This window comes from Pseudomonas sp. NPDC089918 (assembly GCF_050280605.1).
In the GTDB taxonomy this organism is placed as follows: domain Bacteria; phylum Pseudomonadota; class Gammaproteobacteria; order Pseudomonadales; family Pseudomonadaceae; genus Aquipseudomonas.
On record NZ_JBNNVP010000003.1, the window covers coordinates 235875 to 259575 of the forward strand.

Sequence of the window (23701 nt, forward strand, 5' to 3'; positions counted from 1 at the left end):
TAATGCCACATGACCGACACCCCCCATTTCCCGCTCTCCGCCGTGGTCGGCGCCGATGACTTGAAGCTCGCGCTATACCTGACCGCCATCGATCCAAAAATCGGTGGCGTACTGATCGAAGGCCCGCGCGGCATGGCCAAATCCACCCTGGCCCGAGGCTTGGCGGACCTGTTGGCCAGCGGTCAATTCGTCACCTTGCCCCTGGGTGCCACCGAAGAACGGCTGGTGGGCACCCTCGATCTCGACGCGGCCCTGAGCGAGGGTCGCGCACAGTTTTCCCCCGGCGTACTGGCCAAGGCCGACGGCGGCGTGTTGTATGTCGATGAAGTCAATCTGCTGCCCGATCACCTCGTGGACTTGCTGCTCGACGTGGCCGCCAGCGGCACCAACCTGATCGAGCGCGACGGGATTTCCCATCGGCATTCGGCGAAGTTTGTGCTGATCGGCACCATGAACCCCGAAGAGGGCGAGCTGCGTCCGCAATTGCTCGACCGCTTTGGTTTGAATGTCGCCCTCAGTGGCCACACCGCACCCGCCGAGCGCGGTCAGATCATCCGTCGTCGACTGGATTTCGACAGCGACCCGCAAGGGTTCTGCGCCGAGTGGGAAAGCCAGCAACACGCGCTGCGCGAGCGTTGCCAAAAGGCGCGCTCGGCACTGGCGAGCATTCCCCTCGACGATGCCGCGCTGGCGCAGATCACCGAGCGTTGTTTCGCTGCCGGCGTCGATGGCCTGCGAGCCGATCTGGTCTGGTTGCGCGCGGCCCGGGCTCATGCCGCCTGGCGCGGAGCGAATGCCATTGGCGAAGAAGATATCGACGCGGTCGCCGAGTTTGCCTTGCGCCATCGTCGTCGCGAACACTCGCCACCGGCGCCGCACCAATCACCCGCAGCACAGCCCTCCAATCAGAACCCCAACCCGAGCGAAGGTCAGGGCCAGTGGGGCGAAATGCCCGCCCAGGCGCTGCCGGTCGGCGCACGACGTGAAGTGCCGAGCTGGCCAAAAAAGCCCTAGGCATTCGCCCTCGATCAGACGCGGGGGCGAATGCCAGACCCCGCGCAGGACGGCTGGATCACGGTAAACAGGGCAAGCGTCACGCAGCCCTGAGCGGATCGATCAATTGGCCCGGCACCTTGCTCAATGGCCGACCGCGTCAACGCGACGATGTACTGTTTCACCTGCGCACCCGCAGTCCTCATGAATTATGGCTGGTGATCGTCGACGCCTCGGCCTCGACCCGACGTCATCAAGCGTTGAGCGATGCCAAGGGCTTGTTGGCGCAACTGTTCGACGATGCCTATCGGCAGCGCGCGCGGCTGGCGTTGCTGACCGCCAGTGGTCATGTGCCGAAGTGGCAAGTGCAAGGGTTGAAAGCCTCCGCTGGCTTGCGCGACTGGCTCGACGGGCTCGGGGCCGGCGGCGGTACGCCGATGCTGGCGGCGCTGGGCGAGGCAGGGCGCTGGTTGGCGGTTCGGCAAAAACGTTTTCCGGCAGAGCAGCAACGGCTGTTGTTGGTGACGGATGGACGACTGAAGGAATGGTCGGCGTTGCCGGCGCTGGATTGCCCCGGGCTGCTGATCGACATCGAGCGCGGGCCGATTCATCTTGGCCGGGCCAAGGTGTTGGCAGCACAGCTGCAGGTTGATTATCGACATATCGATGAGCTGATTTCAGGTTGAGTTTTGTGCTGACAGTGCTGGCCCCTTCGCGAGCAAGCCCGCTCCCACATTTAATCTGTGGCGTTCACAAATCCCATGTGGGAGCGGGCTTGCTCGCGAAGGCATCACCTCGGAATCGGATAATTGCAGTTAATCCGTATCGCTGCCCTATGCTTTGTAAGCAAGACAATCACAGGAGTGACCCATGCGCGTTCTAGCCCGCAACGATCAGGACGATTTCCGCGTTAAAGCCTACGCTGGCACCAACGGTGTGTTGCTGGCGATCGACCTGGCCGAACACCGTCGCAAAGGTCTGCTGGGTTTCGCCATCGAAAAACAGCAAGGCAACAAACCCTGGCTGTTTCTGTTCAACAGCCTGACCTTCCCCGGCAAGGCTCATACGTTCCCCCAGTTTCACGCCACCCCCAGCGATACCGCGCCGTTGCAGAAATTTCGCTGGGCCGATTACGCGGTCAATCCGGGCGTGACGATCCATTATCGGGTTCACCTGGCCTACGGCACCGCCGATGCGCCGCAGCTGGGTGAGTTTCTGGAAGTGACGCTCACCACCGACAATGGTCTTCCAGCGGGCCAGAACGTTATTTTCAACCGGGCGGTGGCCGCGAGTCAGGCCTTCCAGCGCAAATTCGCCGACCTCGATGCGCAGCTCAGCGCCAACAAGAAACTGCCCATCGAAGAATGGCCCGACGCTCCACGGCAATGGCTGGAAAATGGTCTGCTCGCACGTTTGCTGGGGTTCATCGAACGGGCCGAGGATGGCCGGTGGGCGCTGGACATCGCGATCTATGAATACCAGTTGCAGGTGATCGTCGATGCGGTGAACGCTGCGTTTGAGCGCGGCGTAAAGGTTCGGGTTTTGTACCACGCCCAGCCGGACGAAGACACCACGGCGCTGAACGAAGCCAGCCTGGAAAAAATTCCGGCAGCGAACAAGCGCGGGCGGGTCACTCACAACATTTTTCACAACAAGTTCATGGTCCTCAGCCGGCTCGACGCAGCGGGGCAGCATCAGCCCGAAGCGGTACTGTGTGGCAGCACCAATTTCACCGCCAACGGCGTTTATCGTCAGGCCAACGTGGTGCATGTACTGGACGACGCCCGGATCGGCGCCAGTTATCTGCAAACCTTCGAACAGGTCTGGGCCGCGCCGGCAGATGTCGGCGCCACCCGGGAATGGCTCACGGAAAACAATCCGATGCAGCCGGAGCAGGCGCTGTTCGCCGGCTTCTCACCGCGCTCGGGCCAGGGCGACTTGCGTGAGTTCGTCGAAATCATCAACGCCGCCAAAAAAGACCTGCTGTTTGTCACGGCGTTTGCCTTGCCGGACGAAGTGCTCAACGCGTTGCTCGGCCTGCCCCACGACGACATCTTGCGTTACGGCCTGCAAAACACCGTCAGCAGCATCACCGGTTTCCACGCCGACCGCACCGCTCAATTTGCCGCCACCGCGCTGCTCAATACCGGCCTGGAAGGCTGGCTCAAGGAAAACATGAAAGGCCAGAAGGGCAGACTGCTGGTGCATACCAAAGCCATCGTCGTCGACTTCACCAGCGACGCACCGACGATCATCAGCGGCAGCCACAACCTGAGTGAGGCGGCCAGTAACGGCAATGATGAGAACTTCCTGATCATCCGTGGCAACACCGACCTGGCCGATCGTTACGGGCTGGAACTGCTGCGTTTTTACGAGCATTACCGGTTCCGCTACTTCGCAAAAAAACTACAACTCAAACAGGTCCGGCCGTTGGCGCCGGATGACAGCTGGACCGATGACTATTACCGCGAGGGCGATCTGCGCATGTTGTCGCGGTTGCGCTTTGCCGGACGATAAACAGCCCGGCGGGCTAATGCTGGTCACGGAACCTGTGGGAGCGGGCTTGCTCGCGAAAGCGGTGTGTCAGACGACATTAATGGTGGCTGTGCCGCCGTCTTCGCAAGCAAGCCCGCTCCCACAGGGATTGCATCTAACTGACTATTTACCCATCGCCTGGCGGTACTGACGGGTACGCCGAGCGATGTACAACTGATCGAGGATCAATGCCCATACCGCCGAGACTTGCGGTCTAGGCTTGCGCCCGCGGCTCAATCGATGGAGCTGAAACTTCACCACGGCCATGTTTGCCAGCGCCGCCAGAGGTTTGCGTTTCCAGCGAATCGGTGGCAACTGCGGGTGGCTGTTCTGGCCTTCACGCCAGCGTTTGACCAGGTTCGGTTCGATGGCCATGGCCGTGCCGATGCCGGCCATGGCGATACCGCTGTCGAGCACTTGTTCGACGATCGCCAGTCGCCGTATGCCGCCAGTCACCATGACCGGCATGCTCGCCACACTGGCCAGTTCGCCGGCCATTTCCAGAAAGTACGCTTCTCGCGCCAGGGTTCGACCGTCGCGCGCCTCGCCCTGCATGGCCGGGGCTTCGTAGCTACCGCCAGAGAGCTCCAGCAGATCGATTTGCTGGGCATTGAGCCACTGGATCACTTGCCGGGCATCGTCGGCGTCGAAACCGCCGCGCTGGAAGTCCGCGGAATTGAGCTTCACCGCCACGCAAAACTGCGGCGATACTGACTTGCGAACAGCGCTGAGCACTTCCAGCAGCAGGCGCGCGCGATTTTCCAGAGAGCCGCCCCAGCGGTCGGTGCGGCGATTGGTCAATGGCGAGAGAAACTGGCTGATCAGATACCCGTGCGCAGCATGGATCTGCACCCCGGTAAAACCGGCCTTTTCCGCCAGGGCGGCGCTGGTGGCGAAGCGTTGAATGACCTCTGCAATGTCGTTCTCGCTCATGGGTTTGGGTTTGGCAAACATCTTCGAAAACCCGCCCAGATCCAGCGCGACCGCCGAAGGTGCCCAGGCTTGCTGGCCGAGGTTGGCCATGGTCTGGCGGCCGGGATGATTGAGTTGCACCCAGAACTGCGCGCCACCGGCCCGGCCGATGGTTGCCCACTGACGAAAGCGTTCCAGGTGTCGCTCGTCTTCCAGCACCACGCCACCGGGACCGGTCATGGCGCGGCGGTCGATCATCACGTTGCCGCTCAGCAACAACCCGGCTTCGCCGTCGGCCCAGGCTTGATACAGCCGAAACAACTCGCCTGAAGGCGCCTGCCCGGTATCGGCGAGGTTCTCTTCCATCGCGGCTTTGGCGATACGATTGCCGATGGTCTGGCCGTTGGGCAAATTCAACGCTTGGAAGGGCGACATGCTTGACTCCTCATCAGTGAAGCGTAGAGGCTAAGCTTAAAGTTAACTTTAATGTCAAGCGTGCAAACGAGGCCGTGATGAAGATTGGTGAATTGGCGCAACAGAGCGGGTTGAACGCCTCGCGCATTCGTTTTTACGAGGCTCAGGGCCTGATCCGTCAGGTCGAGCGGCAGGCCAACGGCTATCGGCTTTACCCGCCGCAAGTATTGCAAACCCTGAAAATCATCCAGTGCGCCCAGCAGGCCGGTTTCACTCTCGAAGAGCTGAAGTTGCTGCTACCGGATGCCACGACGGGTGAGGTCAATCACGACGAACTGGTGGCGAGCCTTGGGCGCAAGGTCGAACAGATCGAAGCGATGCAACTGCACCTGGCCCAGAGCAAGGCGCAGTTGCTGGAGGTGATCGAGAGCATCCAGGCGCGGCCCGAGGGCATGGGGTGCGGTGCGAATGCCGAGCGGGTGCTGGCGTCGCTAAAGCAATAGTTCTGATGACTGCCCAGGATCAAGAGCAAAAGCTTCGCGAGCAAGCCCGCTCCCACAGTTGACCGGGTTGTCTGGATAGACACGGTCTAAATGTGGGAGCGGGCTTGCTCGCGAAGGCGATCGCCCAGACGATTCAAAAATGACTCATGAAACGTACATTCAACATCCCCTGTGCCCGAGGCGCGGTGCATAAAGTGCTGAGGGTTTTCTGCAACCACGGCAAGTCATGGTGAGGTTTGCGGGCAACCTGTTTGGGCCTGAGCTTGCCGATGTGTTTTTTGAAATTTTCTTCCAGGGTTTCCCGAGTCCCGATGCCCTTGAGCTTCTTCAGCAGCTTCCCTTCCTTGTAGAACAACACAGTGGGTGTGCCAGTGACATCCGGATGCCTGGGGGACTCGCTCGTACTCAACATGTAGACCTGCGCATGATCCTTATACTGCTCGGCAATCGTGCGGAAAACCGGCTCGGCCATTTCGCAGGCGTAACAGTTTTTATCGCCGAAATACAGGATCACCGGGCGCCAGGTTTTTAGGGCTTTGCGATAGGCCGGAGCCAGCGTTGATGGGTTAATCATCGAACTCATTGAAATCTCCTTTTCAAAGACAATCGAAGGCCTGTTGACGTTAAAGGAGGCGAGCAGGTGGGTCTACTGTCAGAAATTACAGGTAGGGCTCTGCTTCATTTTGAATCGCTATGGCTTCAGATGTGGTGCAAGTACTCGAGCGTTGTGTCCCACGGTAGCGTTCTCTTATTTGTGCGTTTCGTAACGCCTTCTCGCGCTCACGCGCATCCATCTGATTCAAAACACTTTCCAGACTCCCCAATATTCCGCCCACATCCTGTGGCACACTTTCTGCTGTCTATTCCGTTGTTACATACCATGTTCCGGTATAGCGGAATAAACACAACTCTGGAGTGCTTGCCATGCATCGCCGACCTTCTTTGTTTAAAGCGTGTGTTTTTCTGTTCGCGGCTTCGGCCGCTGTCATGGGTGCCGCTCAAGCGGCTGACAGCAAACTCGACAGCGTGCTGGCCCGTGGGAAATTGATCGTGGGCACGGGCAGTACCAATGCGCCGTGGCACTTCCAGGGCGCGGATGGCAAGTTGCAGGGTTTTGATATTGATATCGCGCGGATGGTGGCCAAAGGGTTGTTCAACGACCCGACCAAGGTCGAGTTCGTGGTGCAGTCGTCCGATGCGCGGATTCCGAATCTGCTGACCGACAAGGTCGACATGAGTTGCCAGTTCATCACCGTGACCGCCAGTCGTGCGCAGCAGGTGGCATTCACCCTGCCGTACTACCGCGAAGGCGTCGGCCTGTTGTTGCCGGCCAACAGCAAGTACAAGGAAATCGACGACCTGAAAGCTGCCGGCGATGGCGTTATCGTGGCGGTGCTGCAGAACGTGTACGCCGAGGAACTGGTGCATCAGGCACTGCCCAAGGCCAAGGTCGATCAATACGACAGCGTGGATTTGATGTATCAGGCCGTGAACTCCGGCCGTGCCGACGCGGCGGCCACCGATCAGTCGTCGGTGAAATACCTGATGGTGCAGAACCCTGGTCGCTATCGCAGCCCGGCTTATGCCTGGAGCCCGCAAACCTACTCCTGTGCAGTCAAGCGCGGCGATCAGGACTGGTTGAACTTCGTTAACACCGTCCTGCATGAAAGCATGACCGGTGTTGAGTTCCCGACGTATGCGGCGTCGTTCAAGCAGTGGTTCGGTGTAGACCTGCCGACCCCAGCCATCGGTTTCCCCGCTGAATTCAAATGAAAACTGCTGCGCTCGGAAATACTGCGTTGAAAACAGACTCGAAATGCTCATTGACTAAAGTCAACTCCGCTTTCTCGTCTGTTTTCGCCTTGTCTTTCCTTCGCTCGCGACGTTTCCAATTTTTGAATGAGGAGCGGGGCGGTTTTAAATCGCCCCGTTCAAGGTACTGCTGACCATGAACTATCAGTTGAATTTTGCCGCCGTCTGGCGCGACTTCGACACCTTGCTGGCGGGGCTCGGTCTGGGCCTTGAGCTGGCGCTGGTGTCGATCGCCATCGGCTGCGTGATCGGCCTGCTGATGGCGTTTGCATTGCTGTCAAAGCACCGCGCATTGCGGGTGCTGGCGTCGGTGTATGTGACGGTGATCCGTAATACGCCGATCCTGGTGTTGATCCTGTTGATCTACTTCGCGTTGCCGAGCTTAGGGGTTCGGCTGGACAAGATCCCGTCGTTCATCATCACCCTGTCGCTGTATGCCGGGGCGTACCTGACCGAAGTGTTCCGCGGCGGGTTGTTGAGCATTCCCAAGGGGCTACGTGAAGCCGGCCTGGCCATCGGGCTCGGTGAGTGGCAGGTCAAGGCGTACATCACCGTGCCGGTGATGCTGCGCAATGTGCTGCCGGCCCTGTCGAACAACTTCATTTCGCTGTTCAAGGACACCTCGCTGGCGGCGGCGATTGCCGTACCGGAGCTGACCTATTACGCGCGCAAGATCAATGTCGAGAGCTACCGGGTGATCGAAACCTGGCTGGTGACCACAGCGCTCTATGTTGCGGCCTGTTACTTCATTGCCATGCTGCTGCGTTACCTCGAACAGCGTCTGGCGATTCGCCGATAGGAGGCCCCCATGTACGAATCTCCCAGTTGGTTGCATGAGTTATGGGTGGCGCGGGAAGTCCTTTGGCAAGGCTTTCTGACCAGTGTGCAGTGCTCGGCGCTGGCGATTTTACTGGGCACGCTGGTCGGCATCGTTGCCGGCCTGGTGCTCACCTACGGCACGTTCTGGATGCGCGCGCCGTTCCGGTTTTACGTCGACATCATTCGCGGCACGCCGGTGTTTGTATTGGTGTTGGCCTGCTTTTACATGGCGCCGGCATTGGGCTGGCAAATCAGCGCATTCGGCGCCGGTACCTTGGGGCTGACGCTGTTTTGCGGCTCCCACGTTGCGGAGATTGTGCGCGGTGCATTGCAAGCGCTGCCCAGTGGCCAGATGGAAGCGAGCAAGGCCATCGGCCTGACGTTTTACCAGGCGCTGGGCTACGTGTTGTTGCCCCAGGCGTTGCGGCAGATCTTGCCGACCTGGGTCAACTCGTCCACCGAGATCGTCAAGGCCTCGACGCTGTTGTCGGTGATCGGTGTTGCCGAGTTGCTGCTCAGCACCCAGCAGATCATCGCCCGGACGTTCATGACCCTGGAGTTTTACCTGTTCGCCGGTTTGCTGTTTTTCGTCATCAACTACGCCATCGAATTACTCGGCCGGCACATTGAAAAGCGGGTGGCTTTGCCATGATACAAGCTCAAGTTTCGACACAGGATCAAGCGCTGCTGGACATCCGCGGCCTGCACAAACAATACGGCCAGCTCGAAGTGCTCAAGGGCGTTGACTTGACCCTGCAGCGCGGCAACGTGGTCACGCTGATTGGCTCCAGTGGCTCGGGCAAGACCACGCTGCTGCGCTGCGTGAACATGCTCGAAGAGTTCCAGGGCGGGCAGATTCTGCTCGATGGCGAGTCCATCGGCTATGACGAGGTCAACGGCAAGCGCGTGCGTCACGCGGAAAAGGTCATCGCCCGCCATCGCGCCATGACCGGCATGGCGTTCCAGCAATTCAATCTGTTCCCGCACCTCACCGCGCTGCAGAACGTCACCCTCGGCTTGCTCAAGGTCAAAAAGTTGCACAAGGATGAAGCCGTGGCGCTGGCGGAAAAATGGCTGGAGCGGGTTGGCCTGCTGGAACGTCGCGATCATTACCCCGGTCAGTTGTCTGGCGGCCAGCAACAGCGCGTGGCGATTGCCCGGGCGATTGCGATGAACCCGAGCCTGATGCTGTTCGATGAAGTCACCTCGGCCCTCGACCCGGAGCTGGTGGGCGAAGTGCTGAACGTGATCAAGGGCTTGGCCGAGGACGGCATGACCATGCTGCTGGTGACCCACGAAATGCGCTTTGCCTTCGAGGTGTCGGACAAGATCGTGTTCATGAATCAAGGGCGGATCGAAGAGCAGGGGCCGCCCAAGGAACTGTTCGAACGCCCACAGTCGCCGCGTCTGGCGGAATTTCTCAAGAACACCCGTTTTTAACGTTTTCAATCAGGAGAAACACTCATGAGCATTACTCGTTACGGCACCGGTAGTACGGCCGGTGGCGGCCAGCCCCGTCCTTTCGCCCGCGCCGTCGAAGCCGATGGCTGGCTGCACGTGTCCGGCCAGGTGCCGGCGCTGGATGGCGAAATCATTGTGGGCGGTATTGTCGAGCAGACTCACCAGACCATGAAAAACCTGATCGCGATTCTGGAGGAGGCCGGTTACGGGCTCGAAGACGTGGTCCGTACCGGCGTGTGGCTGGAAGACCCGCGGGATTTCTGGAGTTTCAACAAGGTGTTCTCCGAGTACTTCAAAAGCGAACACGCACCGGCGAGGGCCTGCGTACAGGCGAACATGATGGTCGATTGCAAGGTCGAGATTGATTGCATCGCGTACAAGAAAAAGGCCTGAGCCTAATGATCGTTCCCACGCTCCGCGTGGGAATGCAGCCCGGGACGCTCCGCGTCCCAATGCGGACGCAGAGCGTCCATTGAGGCATTCCCACGCAGAGCGTGGGAACGATCATTAGCGGTAAACTCCCGGCGACTTTGAATGGGAACCACTGAAATGACCGAAGACACCATCAAGCGCCGGGCTCGCGGTCTGGACCGGGCGTTCGACATTCTCGATTTCCTCAAGGAAATCGGCCAGCCCCTGCGCCCGAACGAAATCGCCAGCGGCATCGGCAGCCCGAAATCCACGGTCTACGAACTGGTCGCCTCCTTATTGGAACGGCGCATTCTTGAACCTGTGGGCAAGGACGGTCACGTTTACCTCGGTCGTCAGCTGTACTTCCTCGGGCAGGCGCATTTGCGCCATTTCGACCTGACCCGCGAGGCTGATCTTGCCTTGCAAGAGATCGTCAGCCAGACACGTGAAACCGCGCAGATGTGCCTGCTCAACGGGCGCAAATATACCGTGGCGTTGATGAAAGAAGGCGAGCGGCATTTCCGCATTTCCTCGGACATCGGCGAGAACGCGCCAATCCCCTGGACCGCTTCCGGGCGCTTGCTGCTGGCGCACCTGAGCGATCAGCAGATTGTCGACTTGATCGACCCGGACGACTTCATCCTGCCCGACGGCGAACGTTTGCCGCTGGAGCGGTTTCTCGAGGAAATTCGCCAGGCCGGTATCGATGGGTTCTTTTCCTTCGATAGCGTCGCTGACACCTTTACCCATTGCTTCGCCGCCCCGGTCAAAGACCCGAACGGCGTGGCCATCGCCACCCTGTGCATTGTCGCCCCACGGGCCGATGCAAAGAACAATTACAACGACTATCGTCGGGTGCTGATCGACAGTGCCAACAGTCTCGCCCGGCGTATCAACGAATAACAGCGGCTGCCTGCGGCCGCGAGTGTGAGGAGATCGACCATGTATTCCGCCAAAAATACTGCCGCCGTGGAAAAGGGCTTTGCCCACACTGGCGCCAACCTGGTACGCGACGTCAGCCTGCCGGCGCTGGTGCTGCACCGCGAAGCGCTGGAACACAACATTCGCTGGATGCAGGATTTTGTCAGTAACAGCGGCGCGGAACTGGCGCCCCACGGCAAAACCAGCATGACCCCGGCGCTGTTTCGCCGCCAACTGGACGCCGGTGCCTGGGGCATTACTCTGGCCAGCGCCACGCAAACCCGCGCGGCTTACGCCCATGGCGTGCATCGGGTGCTGATGGCCAACCAATTGATCGGCACGCCGAACATGGCGCTGATCGCTGATCTGTTGGCAGACCCGACCTTCGACTTCTATTGCATGGTCGATCATCCGGATAACGTCGCTGACCTCGGCGCGTATTTCGCCTCGCGCGGGGTGCGCTTGAACGTGATGATCGAGTACGGCGTGGTCGGCGGGCGTTGCGGTTGCCGCACCGAAGCCGAAGTGCTGGCGCTGGCCAAGGCGATTGCGGCGCAACCGGCATTGGCGCTGACCGGAATCGAGGGCTACGAAGGGGTGATTCACGGCGATCACGCGGTGAGCGGCATCCGTGCGTTCGCTGATTCTTTGGTGCGCCTGGCGGTGCAATTGCAGGACAGCGGCGCGTTCGCCATTGCCAAGCCGATCATCACGGCGTCGGGTTCGGCCTGGTACGACCTGATCGCCGAGTCTTTCGAAGCGCAGAACGCCGGCGGGCGCTTCCTCAGCGTGCTGCGGCCTGGCAGCTACGTCGCTCACGACCATGGCATCTACAAAGAAGCGCAATGCTGCGTGCTCGACCGTCGCAGCGACCTGCACGAAGGTTTGCGTCCGGCGCTGGAAGTCTGGGCGCATGTGCAGTCGTTGCCTGAACCGGGTTTTGCGGTGATCGCCCTGGGCAAACGCGACGTCGCCTATGACGCCGGTTTGCCGGTGCCGTTGCTGCGTTACAAGGCCGGTGTGGTGCCAGCGGTCGGCGAGGATGTGAGTGCCTGCAAGGTGACGGCGGTGATGGACCAGCACGCGTTCATGACGGTGGCGCCGGGGGTTGAGTTGCGGGTGGGCGATATCATTTCGTTCGGTACTTCGCACCCGTGCCTGACGTTCGACAAATGGCGCATCGGGTGTCTGGTGGATGAGCAACTGAATGTCATCGAAACCATGGAAACCTGTTTTTAAGGATCCATACCGAGGTCGGCCATCGCGAGCAGGCTCGCTCCCACAATGGAATGCGTTTTCCCTGTGGGAGCGAGCCTGCTCGCGATGGGGCCCTATCAGACAACACAGAAACGCCTGAGGCCCACAATATGAACAGCATCAGCCCCCTCGGCCCCAACACCCCGCGCATCGCCCTGATCGGCGAATGCATGATCGAATTGCAGCAGCGCACCGATGGCACGCTGCAACAAAGCTTCGGCGGCGATACCCTGAACACGGCGGTCTACCTGGCCCGTGAGCTGGGCGATGGCGGCACGGTGGATTACGTCACCGCCCTGGGCGATGACAGTTTCAGCGATGCGATGTGCCAGAGCTGGGCCAGTGAAAATATCGGGCTGGACATGGTCCAGCGTTTGCCCGGTCGCCTGCCTGGCCTGTATTGCATCCAGACCGATGCGGCCGGCGAGCGGCGTTTCCTCTACTGGCGCAATGAAGCGGCAGTGCGCGATTGCTTCACCACCCCGGCGGCCGCGCCGATCCTGGCGGCGCTGCCGGATTACGACGTGTTGTATTTCAGCGGCATCACCCTGGCGGTGCTCGGTGTGCAAGGGCGGGAAAAACTTCTGGAAACCCTGATCGAAGCCCGGCAACGGGATGCGCGGATCGTGTTCGACAACAATTATCGACCACGCTTGTGGGCTTCGATTGAAGAGGCACGGGCGGCTTATCGCAGTGTTCTGCCCTATATCGACCTGGCGTTGCTGACGTTTGACGATGAGCAGGCGCTGTTCCACCTTTCCGATTGCGCGGCGGTGTTTGCCGCGTACGAGCAGATGGGCACGCCGGAAGTGGTGCTCAAGCGCGGGGCCGAGGCGTGTCTGATTCACTGCGATGGAGAGTCGTTCGAAGTGCCGGCGCAGGTGGTCGAGCGGGTGGTGGACACCACGGCGGCGGGGGATTCGTTCAGTGCGGCGTATTTGGCGTGTCGGCTCAAGGGTGGCAGCCCGGTCGAGGCTGCCGAGGCCGGGCATCTGTTGGCGAGTCGGGTGATTCAGGTGCCGGGGGCACTCATACCCAAAGATTGAAATGCAATGCCTGTGGTTGTTGCGATTTTGTGGCGAGGGGGCTTGTCGGAATGCCGCATCACCCCGTTCGGCTGCGAAGCAGTCGTAAATCCTGCGCATTCGGTGTGTCAGGTAGATCAAGGTCACAGGTTTGGGGCGGCTTCGCCACCCAACGGGGGCAAGCCCCCTCGCCACAGGGCCCTAAAGCCAAGCCCATCAATCCCGGTAAAACACCTGCACCAGGTGATAGCCGAACTTGCTCTTGATCGGCCCATGCACCACCCGCAGTGGTTTTTTGAAGATCACGGCATCGATCACGCCGACCATCTGCCCGGGCCGTACTTCGCCCAGGTCGCCGCCGCGTTTGCCGGACGGGCAGGTGGAGTATTTCTTGGCCAGCACATCGAAGGCTTCGCCCTTGGCGATGCGTTGTTTGAGCTGCTCGGCTTCTTCCGAGGTTTTCACCAGAATATGGCGGGCTTGGGCTTTCATTGGCAGTACCTTGCAACGGTGGTGGCTATGTTGGTGCCAGCGTGGGGCGCGCGATTATGCCTTAACTCAGTCCGCTTGGCCGATCATCGTGCGAATCTTGTTGGCCAACAGGTCAACGGAAAAAGGTTTGGCCACCATGTCCATCCCTTCCTCCAGGAACCCCTGGCGTTCGGCGGCTTTCTCCGCATAACCGGTCATGAACAGCACCTTCAGATCCGGGCGATGCTGACGCGCGATTTCTGCCAGTTGCCGACCATTCATGCCCGGCAGCCCGACATCGGTCACCAGCAGATCGACCCGCAGGTCGGATTCAAGCAAGGGCAGGGCGGCCTTCGCGTCTTCGGCTTCATGGGCGTGATAACCCAGTTCATTGAGCAGATCGAGCACCAGCATGCGCACCGCCGGATCGTCTTCCACCAACACCACCGTTTCACCGGCCACCGCTGCCGGAGTTTCGCCGGTGAGCGGCTCCAGAGTGTGCTCCGGCACCGCGACGTGCAGGCGTGGCAAATACAGACGAACGCTAGTGCCCTGGCCCGGCAAGCTGTGAAGGCTGACATGCCCGCCCGACTGCTGGGCGAAACCATAGATCATCGACAGTCCAAGGCCGGTGCCCTGACCGATGGGTTTAGTGGTGAAAAACGGGTCGAAGGCCTTGGCCAATACTGACGGCGTCATGCCGGCGCCATTGTCGGTAACGGCAATCATCAGGTAATCCCCGGCCCTGACCGGTTCCAGAGGGGTGACGTCACTTCCGTCAAGATGAACGTTGGCGGTTTCGATCAGCAGCTCGCCACCTTCGGGCATCGCATCCCGGGCATTGATCACGAGGTTGAGCAAGGCGTTTTCCAGTTGGCTGACGTCAGTGCTGACGGGCCAGACTTCATCGGCCAGTTTTATTTTGAGCTCGATAGGGTCGCCCTTGGTGCGGCGGAACAAATCTTCCAGAGAATGCACCAGCTGATTGGCATTCAGCGGCTTGCGATCCAGTGACTGACGCCGGGAGAACGCCAGCAGGCGATGGGTCAGGGCCGCGGCGCGGTGGGCCGAGGACACCGCGGCTTCGGTGAAGCGACCGATCTCGGCGGCACGCCCGTCGGCGATGTAGCGCTGCATCAAATCGAGGCTGCCGATGATCCCGGTGAGCATGTTGTTGAAGTCATGGGCGATGCCGCCGGTGAGCTGTCCCACCGCTTCCATTTTCTGCGCATGCCGCAAGGCGTCTTCGGCGCGCTCGCGCTCGAACATCTCGTTCTGCAGCCGCTGGTTGGCTTCGGCCAGTTGTTGAGTGCGGGCGCTGACGCGTTCTTCAAGGGTTTCGTTGAGATTGCGCAGGGCTTCTTCGGTCTGTTTGCGCTCGGTTTCGTCGATCACGAAAATGTAAAAACCATTGACCGCGCCGTCCGCGCCATGACGCGGCAGGTAGTTCATCAGGGCCTGGCGGGTGCTGCCATCGCGGTGCGCGGCGCTGATGCTGAAACTGCAGGCCTTGCCTTTCAGCGCTTCGGCAATGTATTCGGCGCGCAGGGCATAGGCTTCGTCGCCCAGCACTTCACGGACGGTGCGGCCGTAAAGCTCCTGGGGCGTCAGGCCGTACCATTCCAGGTAGGCGGCATTGTTGAGGCGAAAACGCTCCTCGCTGTCGACGTAACTGATCAGGATCGGCATGGCGTTGATGATCAGTTGCAGCTCGGTCTGGCTCTGGCGCAAGGCCTGTTCGATGTGTTTGCGTTCGGTCAGGTCGAGTGCGGCGCCAAGGAAACGGATCGGCCGGCCATGATGATCCTTGTAGCAGCGGCCTCGGGCAAACACCCAGCGCAATTGGCCGTCGGGCTGCAGCAAGCGATATTCCTCGGCGTACTCGCTGCCATGGGTGATGCAGTGCTTGATGCTGCGGGCAATCATCGCCCGGTCTTCCGGGTGTACGCCGTGGAGGTATTCGCTGATGGGCAACTGGCTGGCCATGGCCGGATCGACGCCATGCAATTGCGCGAAGTGGGCATCGGCGATGAAACGGTCTTCGCCGATGTCCCAGTCCCACGTGCCGACGGCATCGGTGGCGGCCAGCGCCAGTTGCAGGCGCTGTTCGGTTTCGTGCTGGGCCTTGAGGCTGGCGGCGGAGCGTTGTTCGAGTTCCAGGGCGATGCGACGGCGTTCGTTGGTTTCGATGGCCGTGACCAGAATCCCGGCGACCTCGGCGCTTTCATTGCGAATGGGGCTGTAGGTCAAATCCAGCCAGAAGTCGGAATCTCGCCCGTCGCGCTGCAAGGTGAAGCGCTGTTCGCTGTAGGTCCGCACCTGGCCCTGTAGGACGGCGCTGTAAATCGGGTCAGTGAAGTCTTTAAGTTCTGGCCAGATCAGGTGCGTCGGTTGTCCGAAAGCGTGAGGGTGCTTGCTGCCGGCGAGGAAGGCGAAGCCGTCGTTGTAGATCTGGGTGAGCTGTGGGCCCCACAGCAACAGCATCGGCATTGGCGAGTGAATCACAATGTCCACGGCGGTGCGCAGGCTCTGCGGCCAGTGATCAGCGGCGCCCAACGGGTTGTTTGTCCAGTCCAGTCGGGCAATCAAGGCCTGGGCGTCGCTGGCGGTCGGTGGTGCGTTCATCACAATGTCCTGCGTGTCAGTCGGTGTGGCGGCGTCTACTATCCTTGCATGGCGGTAGACGCTGGATGATCCGTTCGGGGTCATTTTTTCAATTGGATGCTTCGCGGGTGTTTTTTGCCATGGAAATCGATGCACTGTTGCAAATTCTGGCCAGCCGCAATGGCTCCGATCTTTACTTGTCCACGGGCGCGCCACCCAGCGCGAAATTTGACGGTGTGCTCAAAGCCCTGGCCGAGCAACCGTTCAAGCCCGGAGAAATCGCAGCCATTGCCGCGTCCATCATGGACGCCGAACAGCGCCTGGAGTTCGATCGCGAACTGGAAATGAACCTGGCGCTTTCCCTGGCCGGGGTCGGACGCTTTCGGCTCAATATCTTCAAGCAGCGCAATGATGTGTCGATCGTGGCGCGCAATATCAAACTCGACATTCCACGCTTCGAAGACCTCAAGCTGCCACCGGTGTTGCTCGAAACCGTGATGCTCAAACAGGGGCTGATATTGTTCGTCGGCTCGACCGGTTCGGGCAAGTCGACTTCGTTGGCGGCGCTGATCGATTACCGCAACCGTCACAGCAGCGGCCATATCATCACCATCGAAGACCCGGTCGAGTTTATCCATCGGCACAAGAAGTCGATCATCAACCAGCGTGAGGTCGGCGTAGACACCCGCAGTTTTCATGCGGCGTTGAAAAATACCCTGCGCCAGGCGCCGGACGTGGTGCTGATCGGCGAGATCCGCGATCGCGAGACTATGGAACACGCGCTGGCGTTTGCCGATACCGGTCATCTGGTCATTTCCACTTTGCATGCGCACAACGCCAATCAGGCACTGGACCGCGTGATTAACTTCTTTCCCGAAGAACGCCGGGCGCAACTGCTCCATGACCTGGGCAATAACCTCAAGGCCTTTGTTTCCCAGCGTTTGGTGCGTACCCGGGATGGGCAGCGCCGGGCGGCGGTGGAAGTGATGCTGGGAACGCCAACCATCGGCGACCTGATCCGGCGCAATGAGCTTGGCGAGCTTAAGGGGATTATGGAAAAGTCGTCAGAAGCGGGAATGCAGACCTTTGATGGTGCGCTGTTCGGGCTGTTTGCCGAGGGCGCGATTGATGAGGCGGAGGCGTTGAAACATGCGGACTCGGTGAACAACTTGCGCCTGCGCCTGAAAATGCACGCCGAGGCTACGCCTGGGCCCCATGCACCGCCGGGGGAATGGGGGTTAGTGGACTGAAGGGGCCGGCGCTGATCAAAAATGTACAAGCGGGCTTGTGTTGCGAGGGGGCTTGCCCCCGTTCGGCTGCGAAGCAGTCGCAAACCGGACGATGCGGTTTCACTGAAGCACCACATCTGCTGGTTTTGGGAGCGCTTCGCACTCCAACGGGGGCAAGCCCCCTCGCCACATAAGCCCGCACAGTGGATCTACGTTTCAGTCGCTCAATTCAGGGCGGTCGCGAAACTGCTCCAATGCCTCGGGATTGGCCAGTGCATCGGTGTTTTTTACCTTCTGGCCATGCACCACATTCCTTACCGCCAGCTCGACCACCTTGCCACTGATGGTTCGCGGTATATCCGTCACCGCGACAATCTTCGCCGGCACATGCCGCGGCGTGGTGTTGGCGCGGATGACCTGGCGAATCTGTTGTTGCAGCGCTTCGTCCAGCTCGACACCAGCACGCAACTTCACGAACAGCACCACCCGCACGTCATCCTGCCATTGTTGGCCGATGGCGACGCTGTCCAGCACCTGCGGGACTTTCTCCACCTGACGATAGATTTCCGCCGTGCCGATGCGCACGCCGCCGGGGTTGAGCACGGCATCGGAACGCCCGTGGATCAACATGCCTCCGTGGGGCAGTTGTTCGGCGTAATCGCCCTGGGCCCAGACGCCCGGGAACAGGCTGAAATAGGACTTTCGCAGCTTCTCCCCATCAGGGTCATGCCACAAACCGATGGGCATGGCCGGAAAATGCCGGGTGCACACCAGCTCGCCTTTTTCCCCGATCACAGGCGTACCGGCGTCGTTCCATACTTCGACCGCCATGCCCAGGCCCTTGCACTGCATTTCGCCACGACGCACCGGCAGGACCGGGTTGCCGATCACGAAGCACGAAACGATGTCGGTGCCGCCGGACATCGAGGACAGGCACAGGTCAGACTTGAACGCACGGTAGACGTAATCGAAGCTTTGCGGCGACAGCGCGGAACCGGTGGACAGCACGGTTTTCAGGCTGCTCAGGTCATGACTGTCGCAGGGCTTCAGGCCATTGCTTTCCAGCGCGGTGAGGAACTTGGGGCTGGTGCCGAAGACGTTGATGCGTTCGTCGTCTATCAGGTCGATCAAACGCTCCGGGCCTGGATGAAATGGCGAGCCGTCGTACAGCACCACGGCGCTGTCGACGGCCAGGGCCGAGACCAGCCAGTTCCACATCATCCAGCCACACGTGGTGTAGTAGAACAAACGGTCGCCGGGGCCAAGATCGGTATGCAGCCCATGTTCCTTGACGTGTTGCAGCAGTACGCCGCCGGTGCTGTGAACAATGCATTTCGGCACGCCGGTGGTGCCGCTGGAATAGAGGATGTACAGCGGATGAGCGAAGGGCACGGGAATGAATTGCGGCTCGCCGCCCGGGTCGTAGAAATCGTCCCAGAGCGTCACGTTGGCCTGGCTGCGGAAGTCTTCAATGTGTGCCTGGGGTCGTGCGTAAGGCACAACGATCAACTGCTGCAAGGACGGCAGTTGCCCGAGGATTTCGTTGACCTTGGCGGTCTGGTCGATCTCTTTGCCGGCGTAACGGTAACCGGCGCAGGTGATCAGCACTTTCGGCTCGATCTGGCCGAAGCGGTCGATCACCCCATGAGTACCGAAATCTGGCGAGGAACAAGACCAGATCGCCCCCAGACTGGTGGTGGCGAGCATGGCCACTAGTGTTTGCCAGGTGTTTGGCATGCACGCGGCCACGCGGTCGCCGAGGCCGACACCGGCGGCTTTCAGGCCGTTTTGAAAACCAGCGACATGGCTCGCCAGTTCGGCCCAGGTCAGTTGTTCCCGTTGGCCGCTCTCACCGATTGCTACTACCGCCACGGCATCGTCACGACGGCGTAGCAGGTGCTCGGCGAAGTTCAGCGTGGCGCCGGGGAACCACTGGGCGCTGGGCATTTGTGCGCCCTCAATCAGCACCGCGTCTGGCTGATCGTGAAAACGGATGTCGAAGAAATCGACGATGGCCTGCCAGAAAGCTTCGCGTTGATCGATGCTCCACTGGTGCAGGGCAGGGTAGTCGGCGATCTCAAGGGCATGTCGCTGATTGACGAAGCGCCGGAAAGCCTCCATACGGGTCTTGCCGATGCGCTCGGTGCCGGGTTGCCAGAGGATGTCGGACATGGCTTGGCCTCTCTCGTTCCCACGCTCTGCGTGGGAATGCCTCAATGGACGCTCCGCGTCCGCTTTGGGACGCAGAGCGTCCCGGGCTGCATTCCCGCGCAGAGCGTGGGAACGATCAGTGTCAGGGGGCTAGCGGCGGGTTACTGCGCCAACCACCCACCATCAATATTCCACGCCGCGCCACGCACCTGGCTACCGGCTTCGCTGCATAAAAACAGCACCAACTCACCCAGCTGCGGCGGCGTCACGAATTCCAGCGACGGCTGCTTCTCGGCCAGCAAATCATGTTGCGCCTGCTGCGGGTCGATCCCGGTCGCGGCGCGATCATCGATCTGCTTTTGCACCAGCGGCGTCAGCACCCAACCCGGGCAGATGGCATTGCAGGTGACGTTCGTCGTGGCGGTTTCCAGACCGACCACCTTGGTCAGGCCGATCACACCATGCTTGGCCGCAACGTACGCCGCCTTGCCCACCGAACCGACCTGGCCATGCACTGACGCGATGTTGATGATCCGTCCCCAGCCCTTGGTACGCATCCCCGGCAAGCTCAAACGGGTACTGTGAAACACCGACGACAGATTGATCGCAATGATCGAGTCCCAGCGCTCCACCGGAAAATCTTCCACCGCCGCCACGTGCTGGATGCCCGCGTTGTTGACCAGGATATCCACGCCGCCGAACTCACGCTCGGCGTACTCGATCATGTCGGCAATCTGCGCCGGGTCGCTGACGTCGGCGGGGTGATGGCCGACCTTGCCGCCGCTTTTATTATTGAGCTGTTCCACCTCGGCAATCACCCTGGACGCATCGCCGAAACCGTTGAGGATCAGGTTGGCGCCAGCCTTGGCCAGGCTCAGGGCGATTCCCAGACCGATGCCGCTGGTGGAACCGGTGACCAGTGCGGTCTTGCCCGAAAGAGTCGTCATGAATACCTCACACAATGCCAGTGGCGTAGAAAGTACCGATCACCACAAAAACAGCGAGTGTCTTGATCAGCGTAATACAGAAAATGTCTTTGTAGGCCTCGCGGTGGGTCAAACCGGTGACCGCCAGCAACGTAATCACCGCGCCGTTGTGCGGCAGGGTGTCCATGCCGCCACTGGCCATCGCGGCGACCCGGTGCAGCACTTCCAGCGGAATATTGGCGGCGTGGGCAGCACTGATGAATGTCTCGGACATTGCCGCCAGGGCAATGCTCATGCCACCCGACGCCGAACCGGTGATACCGGCCAACAGGGTCACGGTAATCGCTTCGTTGACCAGCGGGTTGGGAATGCTTTTGAGCCAGCCGGACAGCACCAGAAAACCCGGTAGCGAGGCGATCACTGCACCGAAACCGTATTCCGACGCGGTGTTCATCGCCGCCAGTAGCGCGCCGCTGACCGCACTTTTACTGCCTTCGGCCAACTTTCTGCGGATCGTCTGAAAGCTGAACACCAGCACCATGACGATGCCTACCAGCAAGGCCGCCTGCACCGCCCAAATCGCCGTCAACTTGGCGATGTCGGTGGTCACCGGTGCTGCCATGCCTGGCAACGAGAGGCTGTGAGTCTTGCCGTACCACAGCGGAATCCAGCGGGTGAACAACAGGTTCATCAAGCCCACCATCAACAGCGGCGAGAGCGCGATCCACGGGTTGGGCAGCTTGATGTCCGGCGCGGTTTCCGGCTCGTTGCGCAGCGCTGAACCATACCCTTCACCGCTGCGCTGGGCCTTGTTGCGCTGGCTCTGCAGGAACAGCATGCCGGCGCAGAACACGAAAATCGTGCCGATCACACCCAGCCACGGCGCGGCCCAGGCGGTGGTGTTGAAGAAGGTGCTGGGGATGATGTTCTGGATCTGCGGCGTGCCGGGTAGGGCGTCCATGGTGAACGAGAATGCGCCGAGGGCGATGGTCGCCGGAATCAGGCGCTTGGGGATATTGCTCTGGCGGAACATCTCGGCGGCAAACGGGTAGACCGCAAATACCACCACAAACAGCGACACGCCGCCGTAAGTGAGCAGGGCGCAGACCAGCACGATCACCAGCATCGCTTGGCGAGTGCCGAGCAAGCGAATTGCCGCTGCGACGATGGAGCGGGAGAAGCCCGACAACTCGATCAGCTTGCCGAACACGGCACCGAGCAGGAACACCGGGAAATACAGTTTGACGAAGCCGACCATTTTTTCCATGAACACCCCGGTGAAGACGGGGGCAACGGCGGAAGGGTCGGTGAGCAGGACGGCGCCGAGGGCGGCGATCGGGGCAAAGAGGATAACGCTGTAGCCACGGTAAGCAGCCACCATCAGCAGCGTGAGGGCTGCCAAGGCAATGATCACACTCATGGTGTGTCTCCTTCGATTGTTATTTTTGTAGGGTGAAGCTTTGTGGGAAGGGCTATAGCGAGTTTCGTGCCAGATATATAAGTTGCTGAAATATAAAGGATTTATATTTTTTCTGAATGTTGTGGAGGATGTTTGTCTCTGTTTGGAGACGGTTGAGCGCCTTAAAAGATCGCAGCCTTCGGCAGCTCCTACAGGGAAACGCAGAAATAACCGTAGGAGCGGCCGAAGGCTGCGATCTTTTGATCTTGAAAATAGATCTACAAATAGAGATGCGTGTCTCTTTATGGAGACTCAGCAATCCCCAACGCCACCATTTTCTTGTACAACGTCGACCGCCCCAGCCCCAAACGCGCCGCCGCTTCAATAACCTTCCCACCGCATTGCGCGAGGGCGGCCTCAATCAACTGCCGATCAAACCGTTCGCGAGCTTCACTGAAAGTCTCATGGGCAACCGGCTCGATGGCCAAGGGCGCCACACGTTGCACCGGGATAAAACTGCCAATCGCCGCGCGGATATCCCCCACGTTCAGCATCAAATCATCACTGAGCAACGCCGCGCGCTCCAGAACATTGCGCAGTTCGCGGATGTTCCCCGGCCAGGCGTGTTGACCCAACAAATCCAAAGCTTCGGGGTTCAGTTCGTGCTGACTGCGCAGCTCTTCGAGAATCGCTTCGCTGAGGGCCGGCAGGTCGTCGAGGCGATCACGCAGGGGCGGAACCTGAATCGGCAGCACATTGAGGCGGTAATACAAATCGGCACGAAACTCGCCGCGTTTGATCGCCGCTTCCAGATCGGTGGAAGTCGCCGCGATCACTCGCACATCGCTCTGGATCACTTCGTTGGAGCCTACGGGCTCGAATTCCTTTTCCTGCAACACCCGCAGCAACTTGCTTTGCAGCGGCAGCGGCATGTCGCCGATCTCATCGAGAAACAGCGTGCCGCCCTGAGCGATTTGCAACTTGCCGGTGCGACCCTTGCGATCGGCGCCGGTGAATGCGCCGGGGGCGGTGCCAAAGAACTCGGCTTCCAGCAGCGACTCGGGGATCGCCGCGCTGTTGATGCTGACGAACGCTTTGTGCGCCCGAGGCGAGGCGCCGTGGATCGCTTGGGCCAGCAGCTCCTTGCCGGTACCGGTTTCGCCCAGCAGCAACACCGGAGACTCGGCACTGGCGCTGCGCCGGGCGCGGCGTTTGACTTCCAGGCTGGCGGCGCTGGTGCCGATGAAATGGGCGAAGTTGTACTTGGTCTGCCGTGCCCGCAGCAGCGAGCGGGTGGAGGCGAGTTCTTCCTGCATGCTCAGGTAGCGCTTGAGCATCGGCGACAGGCTGCGCAATTCATCGAACAGGGCAAAGCCGATAGCGCCAATCACTGCGCCGGCATCGTCGTGAATCGGCAGGCGCATCACCACCAGCGGTTCCTTGGGGGTGTCCTGCATGTCCAGCAGGATGGGGCGTCCGGTGCGCACCACCTCACGCAACAGGCTGCCGGGGATCACACTTTCACAGGCCCGGCCGATCGCACCTGCGGCCGATTCGAGACCGAAACGCCGGGCATAACGCTCGTTCATCCAGACGATGTTCGCGTCGCGATCGACAATCACCGTGCCTTCGCTCGATTGCTCGATGATTTCGAACAGCGAGCGGATCGCCAGGGTACGAACGCGCTGGTAGTCCTTGAGGCTTTCGGTGGTGTTCATCGGTGTCATATCCAGAATGTGTGGTGTTGTTATGGGCGTCTTCGCGAGCAAGCCCGCTCCCACATTTGAATTGAGGTGTTAATGCGATCCAATGTGGGAGCGGGCTTGCTCGCGAAGGCCGCGACACGGTCCAACGACAT

The 23701-nt window shown here is 60.4% G+C and carries 21 protein-coding genes; 13 read left to right on the forward strand and 8 right to left on the reverse strand.

Features of this window, described 5'->3' with window-relative positions:
• The first annotated feature begins 9 nt into the window (after positions 1-9).
• The 3 genes from ACQKPC_RS03880 to ACQKPC_RS03890 all read left to right on the forward strand — a co-directional run bounded on the left by ACQKPC_RS03880 (position 10) and on the right by ACQKPC_RS03890 (position 3510).
• Positions 10-1014 carry an ATP-binding protein gene (locus ACQKPC_RS03880; protein ID WP_427623171.1) on the forward strand — a complete coding sequence of 335 codons (1005 nt, stop codon included), beginning with the start codon at positions 10-12 and terminating at the stop codon, positions 1012-1014.
• A gap of 119 nt (positions 1015-1133) precedes the next feature.
• Complete coding sequence (locus ACQKPC_RS03885; RefSeq protein WP_427623172.1) at positions 1134-1679, forward strand: vWA domain-containing protein; 546 nt, start codon at positions 1134-1136, stop codon at positions 1677-1679.
• A gap of 184 nt (positions 1680-1863) precedes the next feature.
• Complete coding sequence (locus ACQKPC_RS03890) at positions 1864-3510, forward strand: phospholipase D-like domain-containing protein (RefSeq protein ID WP_427623173.1); 1647 nt, start codon at positions 1864-1866, stop codon at positions 3508-3510.
• Between the two features lie 141 nt (positions 3511-3651).
• Here the strand turns inward: ACQKPC_RS03890 and ACQKPC_RS03895 are convergent, their stop codons facing one another.
• Positions 3652-4875 carry an NADH:flavin oxidoreductase/NADH oxidase family protein gene (locus ACQKPC_RS03895; protein ID WP_427623174.1) on the reverse strand — a complete coding sequence of 408 codons (1224 nt, stop codon included), beginning with the start codon at positions 4873-4875 and terminating at the stop codon, positions 3652-3654.
• A 77-nt stretch (positions 4876-4952) separates the two neighbouring features.
• Between ACQKPC_RS03895 and ACQKPC_RS03900 the strand changes: the two genes are divergently transcribed.
• The gene (locus ACQKPC_RS03900; RefSeq protein ID WP_427623175.1) at positions 4953-5357 is read left to right on the forward strand and encodes a MerR family transcriptional regulator; all 405 of its coding nucleotides are present in this window, start codon (positions 4953-4955) and stop codon (positions 5355-5357) included.
• Positions 5358-5490: 133 nt separating this feature from the next.
• Here the strand turns inward: ACQKPC_RS03900 and ACQKPC_RS03905 are convergent, their stop codons facing one another.
• A complete protein-coding gene (locus tag ACQKPC_RS03905) occupies positions 5491-5940 on the reverse strand; it encodes a thioredoxin family protein (protein ID WP_427623176.1) in 450 nt (149 codons plus the stop codon).
• Between the two features lie 341 nt (positions 5941-6281).
• Here ACQKPC_RS03905 and ACQKPC_RS03910 point away from each other — a divergent pair, with 341 nt between their 5' ends.
• The 8 genes from ACQKPC_RS03910 to ACQKPC_RS03945 all read left to right on the forward strand — a co-directional run bounded on the left by ACQKPC_RS03910 (position 6282) and on the right by ACQKPC_RS03945 (position 13084).
• Positions 6282-7130 carry a transporter substrate-binding domain-containing protein gene (locus ACQKPC_RS03910; RefSeq protein ID WP_427623177.1) on the forward strand — a complete coding sequence of 283 codons (849 nt, stop codon included), beginning with the start codon at positions 6282-6284 and terminating at the stop codon, positions 7128-7130.
• Between the two features lie 175 nt (positions 7131-7305).
• Positions 7306-7968 carry an amino acid ABC transporter permease gene (locus tag ACQKPC_RS03915; RefSeq protein ID WP_427623178.1) on the forward strand — a complete coding sequence of 221 codons (663 nt, stop codon included), beginning with the start codon at positions 7306-7308 and terminating at the stop codon, positions 7966-7968.
• 9 nt (positions 7969-7977) lie between these two features.
• Entirely contained in the window at positions 7978-8640 is a 663-nt protein-coding gene (locus ACQKPC_RS03920; RefSeq protein WP_007898262.1) for an amino acid ABC transporter permease, read from the forward strand.
• Entirely contained in the window at positions 8637-9428 is a 792-nt protein-coding gene (locus tag ACQKPC_RS03925) for an amino acid ABC transporter ATP-binding protein (protein WP_427623179.1), read from the forward strand. The genes ACQKPC_RS03920 and ACQKPC_RS03925 overlap by 4 nt, the downstream gene beginning before the upstream one ends.
• Before the next feature lie 24 nt (positions 9429-9452).
• Positions 9453-9842, forward strand: coding sequence for a RidA family protein (locus ACQKPC_RS03930; protein ID WP_007898265.1), 390 nt, complete (start codon positions 9453-9455; stop codon positions 9840-9842).
• Positions 9843-9998: 156 nt separating this feature from the next.
• Positions 9999-10763, forward strand: a complete 765-nt coding sequence (locus ACQKPC_RS03935) for an IclR family transcriptional regulator (protein ID WP_032830034.1) — start codon at positions 9999-10001, stop codon at positions 10761-10763.
• A gap of 39 nt (positions 10764-10802) precedes the next feature.
• Positions 10803-12020: an amino acid deaminase gene (locus tag ACQKPC_RS03940; protein ID WP_427623180.1), complete on the forward strand. Its 1218-nt coding sequence runs from the start codon at positions 10803-10805 to the stop codon at positions 12018-12020.
• A gap of 128 nt (positions 12021-12148) precedes the next feature.
• On the forward strand, positions 12149-13084 hold the full coding sequence (locus ACQKPC_RS03945; protein WP_427623181.1) for a sugar kinase: 936 nt from the start codon (positions 12149-12151) through the stop codon (positions 13082-13084).
• 195 nt (positions 13085-13279) lie between these two features.
• On the opposite strand, the gene ACQKPC_RS03950 is transcribed toward ACQKPC_RS03945, so the two are convergent.
• Positions 13280-13555 carry a peptidylprolyl isomerase gene (locus tag ACQKPC_RS03950; RefSeq protein ID WP_007898282.1) on the reverse strand — a complete coding sequence of 92 codons (276 nt, stop codon included), beginning with the start codon at positions 13553-13555 and terminating at the stop codon, positions 13280-13282.
• Positions 13556-13621: 66 nt separating this feature from the next.
• Positions 13622-16159, reverse strand: coding sequence for a PAS domain S-box protein (locus ACQKPC_RS03955; RefSeq protein ID WP_427623182.1), 2538 nt, complete (start codon positions 16157-16159; stop codon positions 13622-13624).
• Between the two features lie 119 nt (positions 16160-16278).
• Between ACQKPC_RS03955 and ACQKPC_RS03960 the strand changes: the two genes are divergently transcribed.
• Complete coding sequence (locus ACQKPC_RS03960; RefSeq protein WP_192343754.1) at positions 16279-17388, forward strand: PilT/PilU family type 4a pilus ATPase; 1110 nt, start codon at positions 16279-16281, stop codon at positions 17386-17388.
• A 195-nt stretch (positions 17389-17583) separates the two neighbouring features.
• Here ACQKPC_RS03960 and ACQKPC_RS03965 read toward each other — a convergent pair whose 3' ends face one another.
• The 4 genes from ACQKPC_RS03965 to ACQKPC_RS03980 form a co-directional block, all read right to left on the reverse strand.
• A complete protein-coding gene (locus ACQKPC_RS03965; protein WP_427623184.1) occupies positions 17584-19539 on the reverse strand; it encodes an acetoacetate--CoA ligase in 1956 nt (651 codons plus the stop codon).
• Between the two features lie 140 nt (positions 19540-19679).
• Complete coding sequence (locus ACQKPC_RS03970; RefSeq protein ID WP_427623185.1) at positions 19680-20465, reverse strand: 3-hydroxybutyrate dehydrogenase; 786 nt, start codon at positions 20463-20465, stop codon at positions 19680-19682.
• 7 nt (positions 20466-20472) lie between these two features.
• Complete coding sequence (locus tag ACQKPC_RS03975; RefSeq protein ID WP_427623186.1) at positions 20473-21864, reverse strand: GntP family permease; 1392 nt, start codon at positions 21862-21864, stop codon at positions 20473-20475.
• Positions 21865-22145: 281 nt separating this feature from the next.
• A complete protein-coding gene (locus ACQKPC_RS03980; protein ID WP_427623187.1) occupies positions 22146-23561 on the reverse strand; it encodes a sigma-54 interaction domain-containing protein in 1416 nt (471 codons plus the stop codon).
• Positions 23562-23701: the final 140 nt, after the last annotated feature.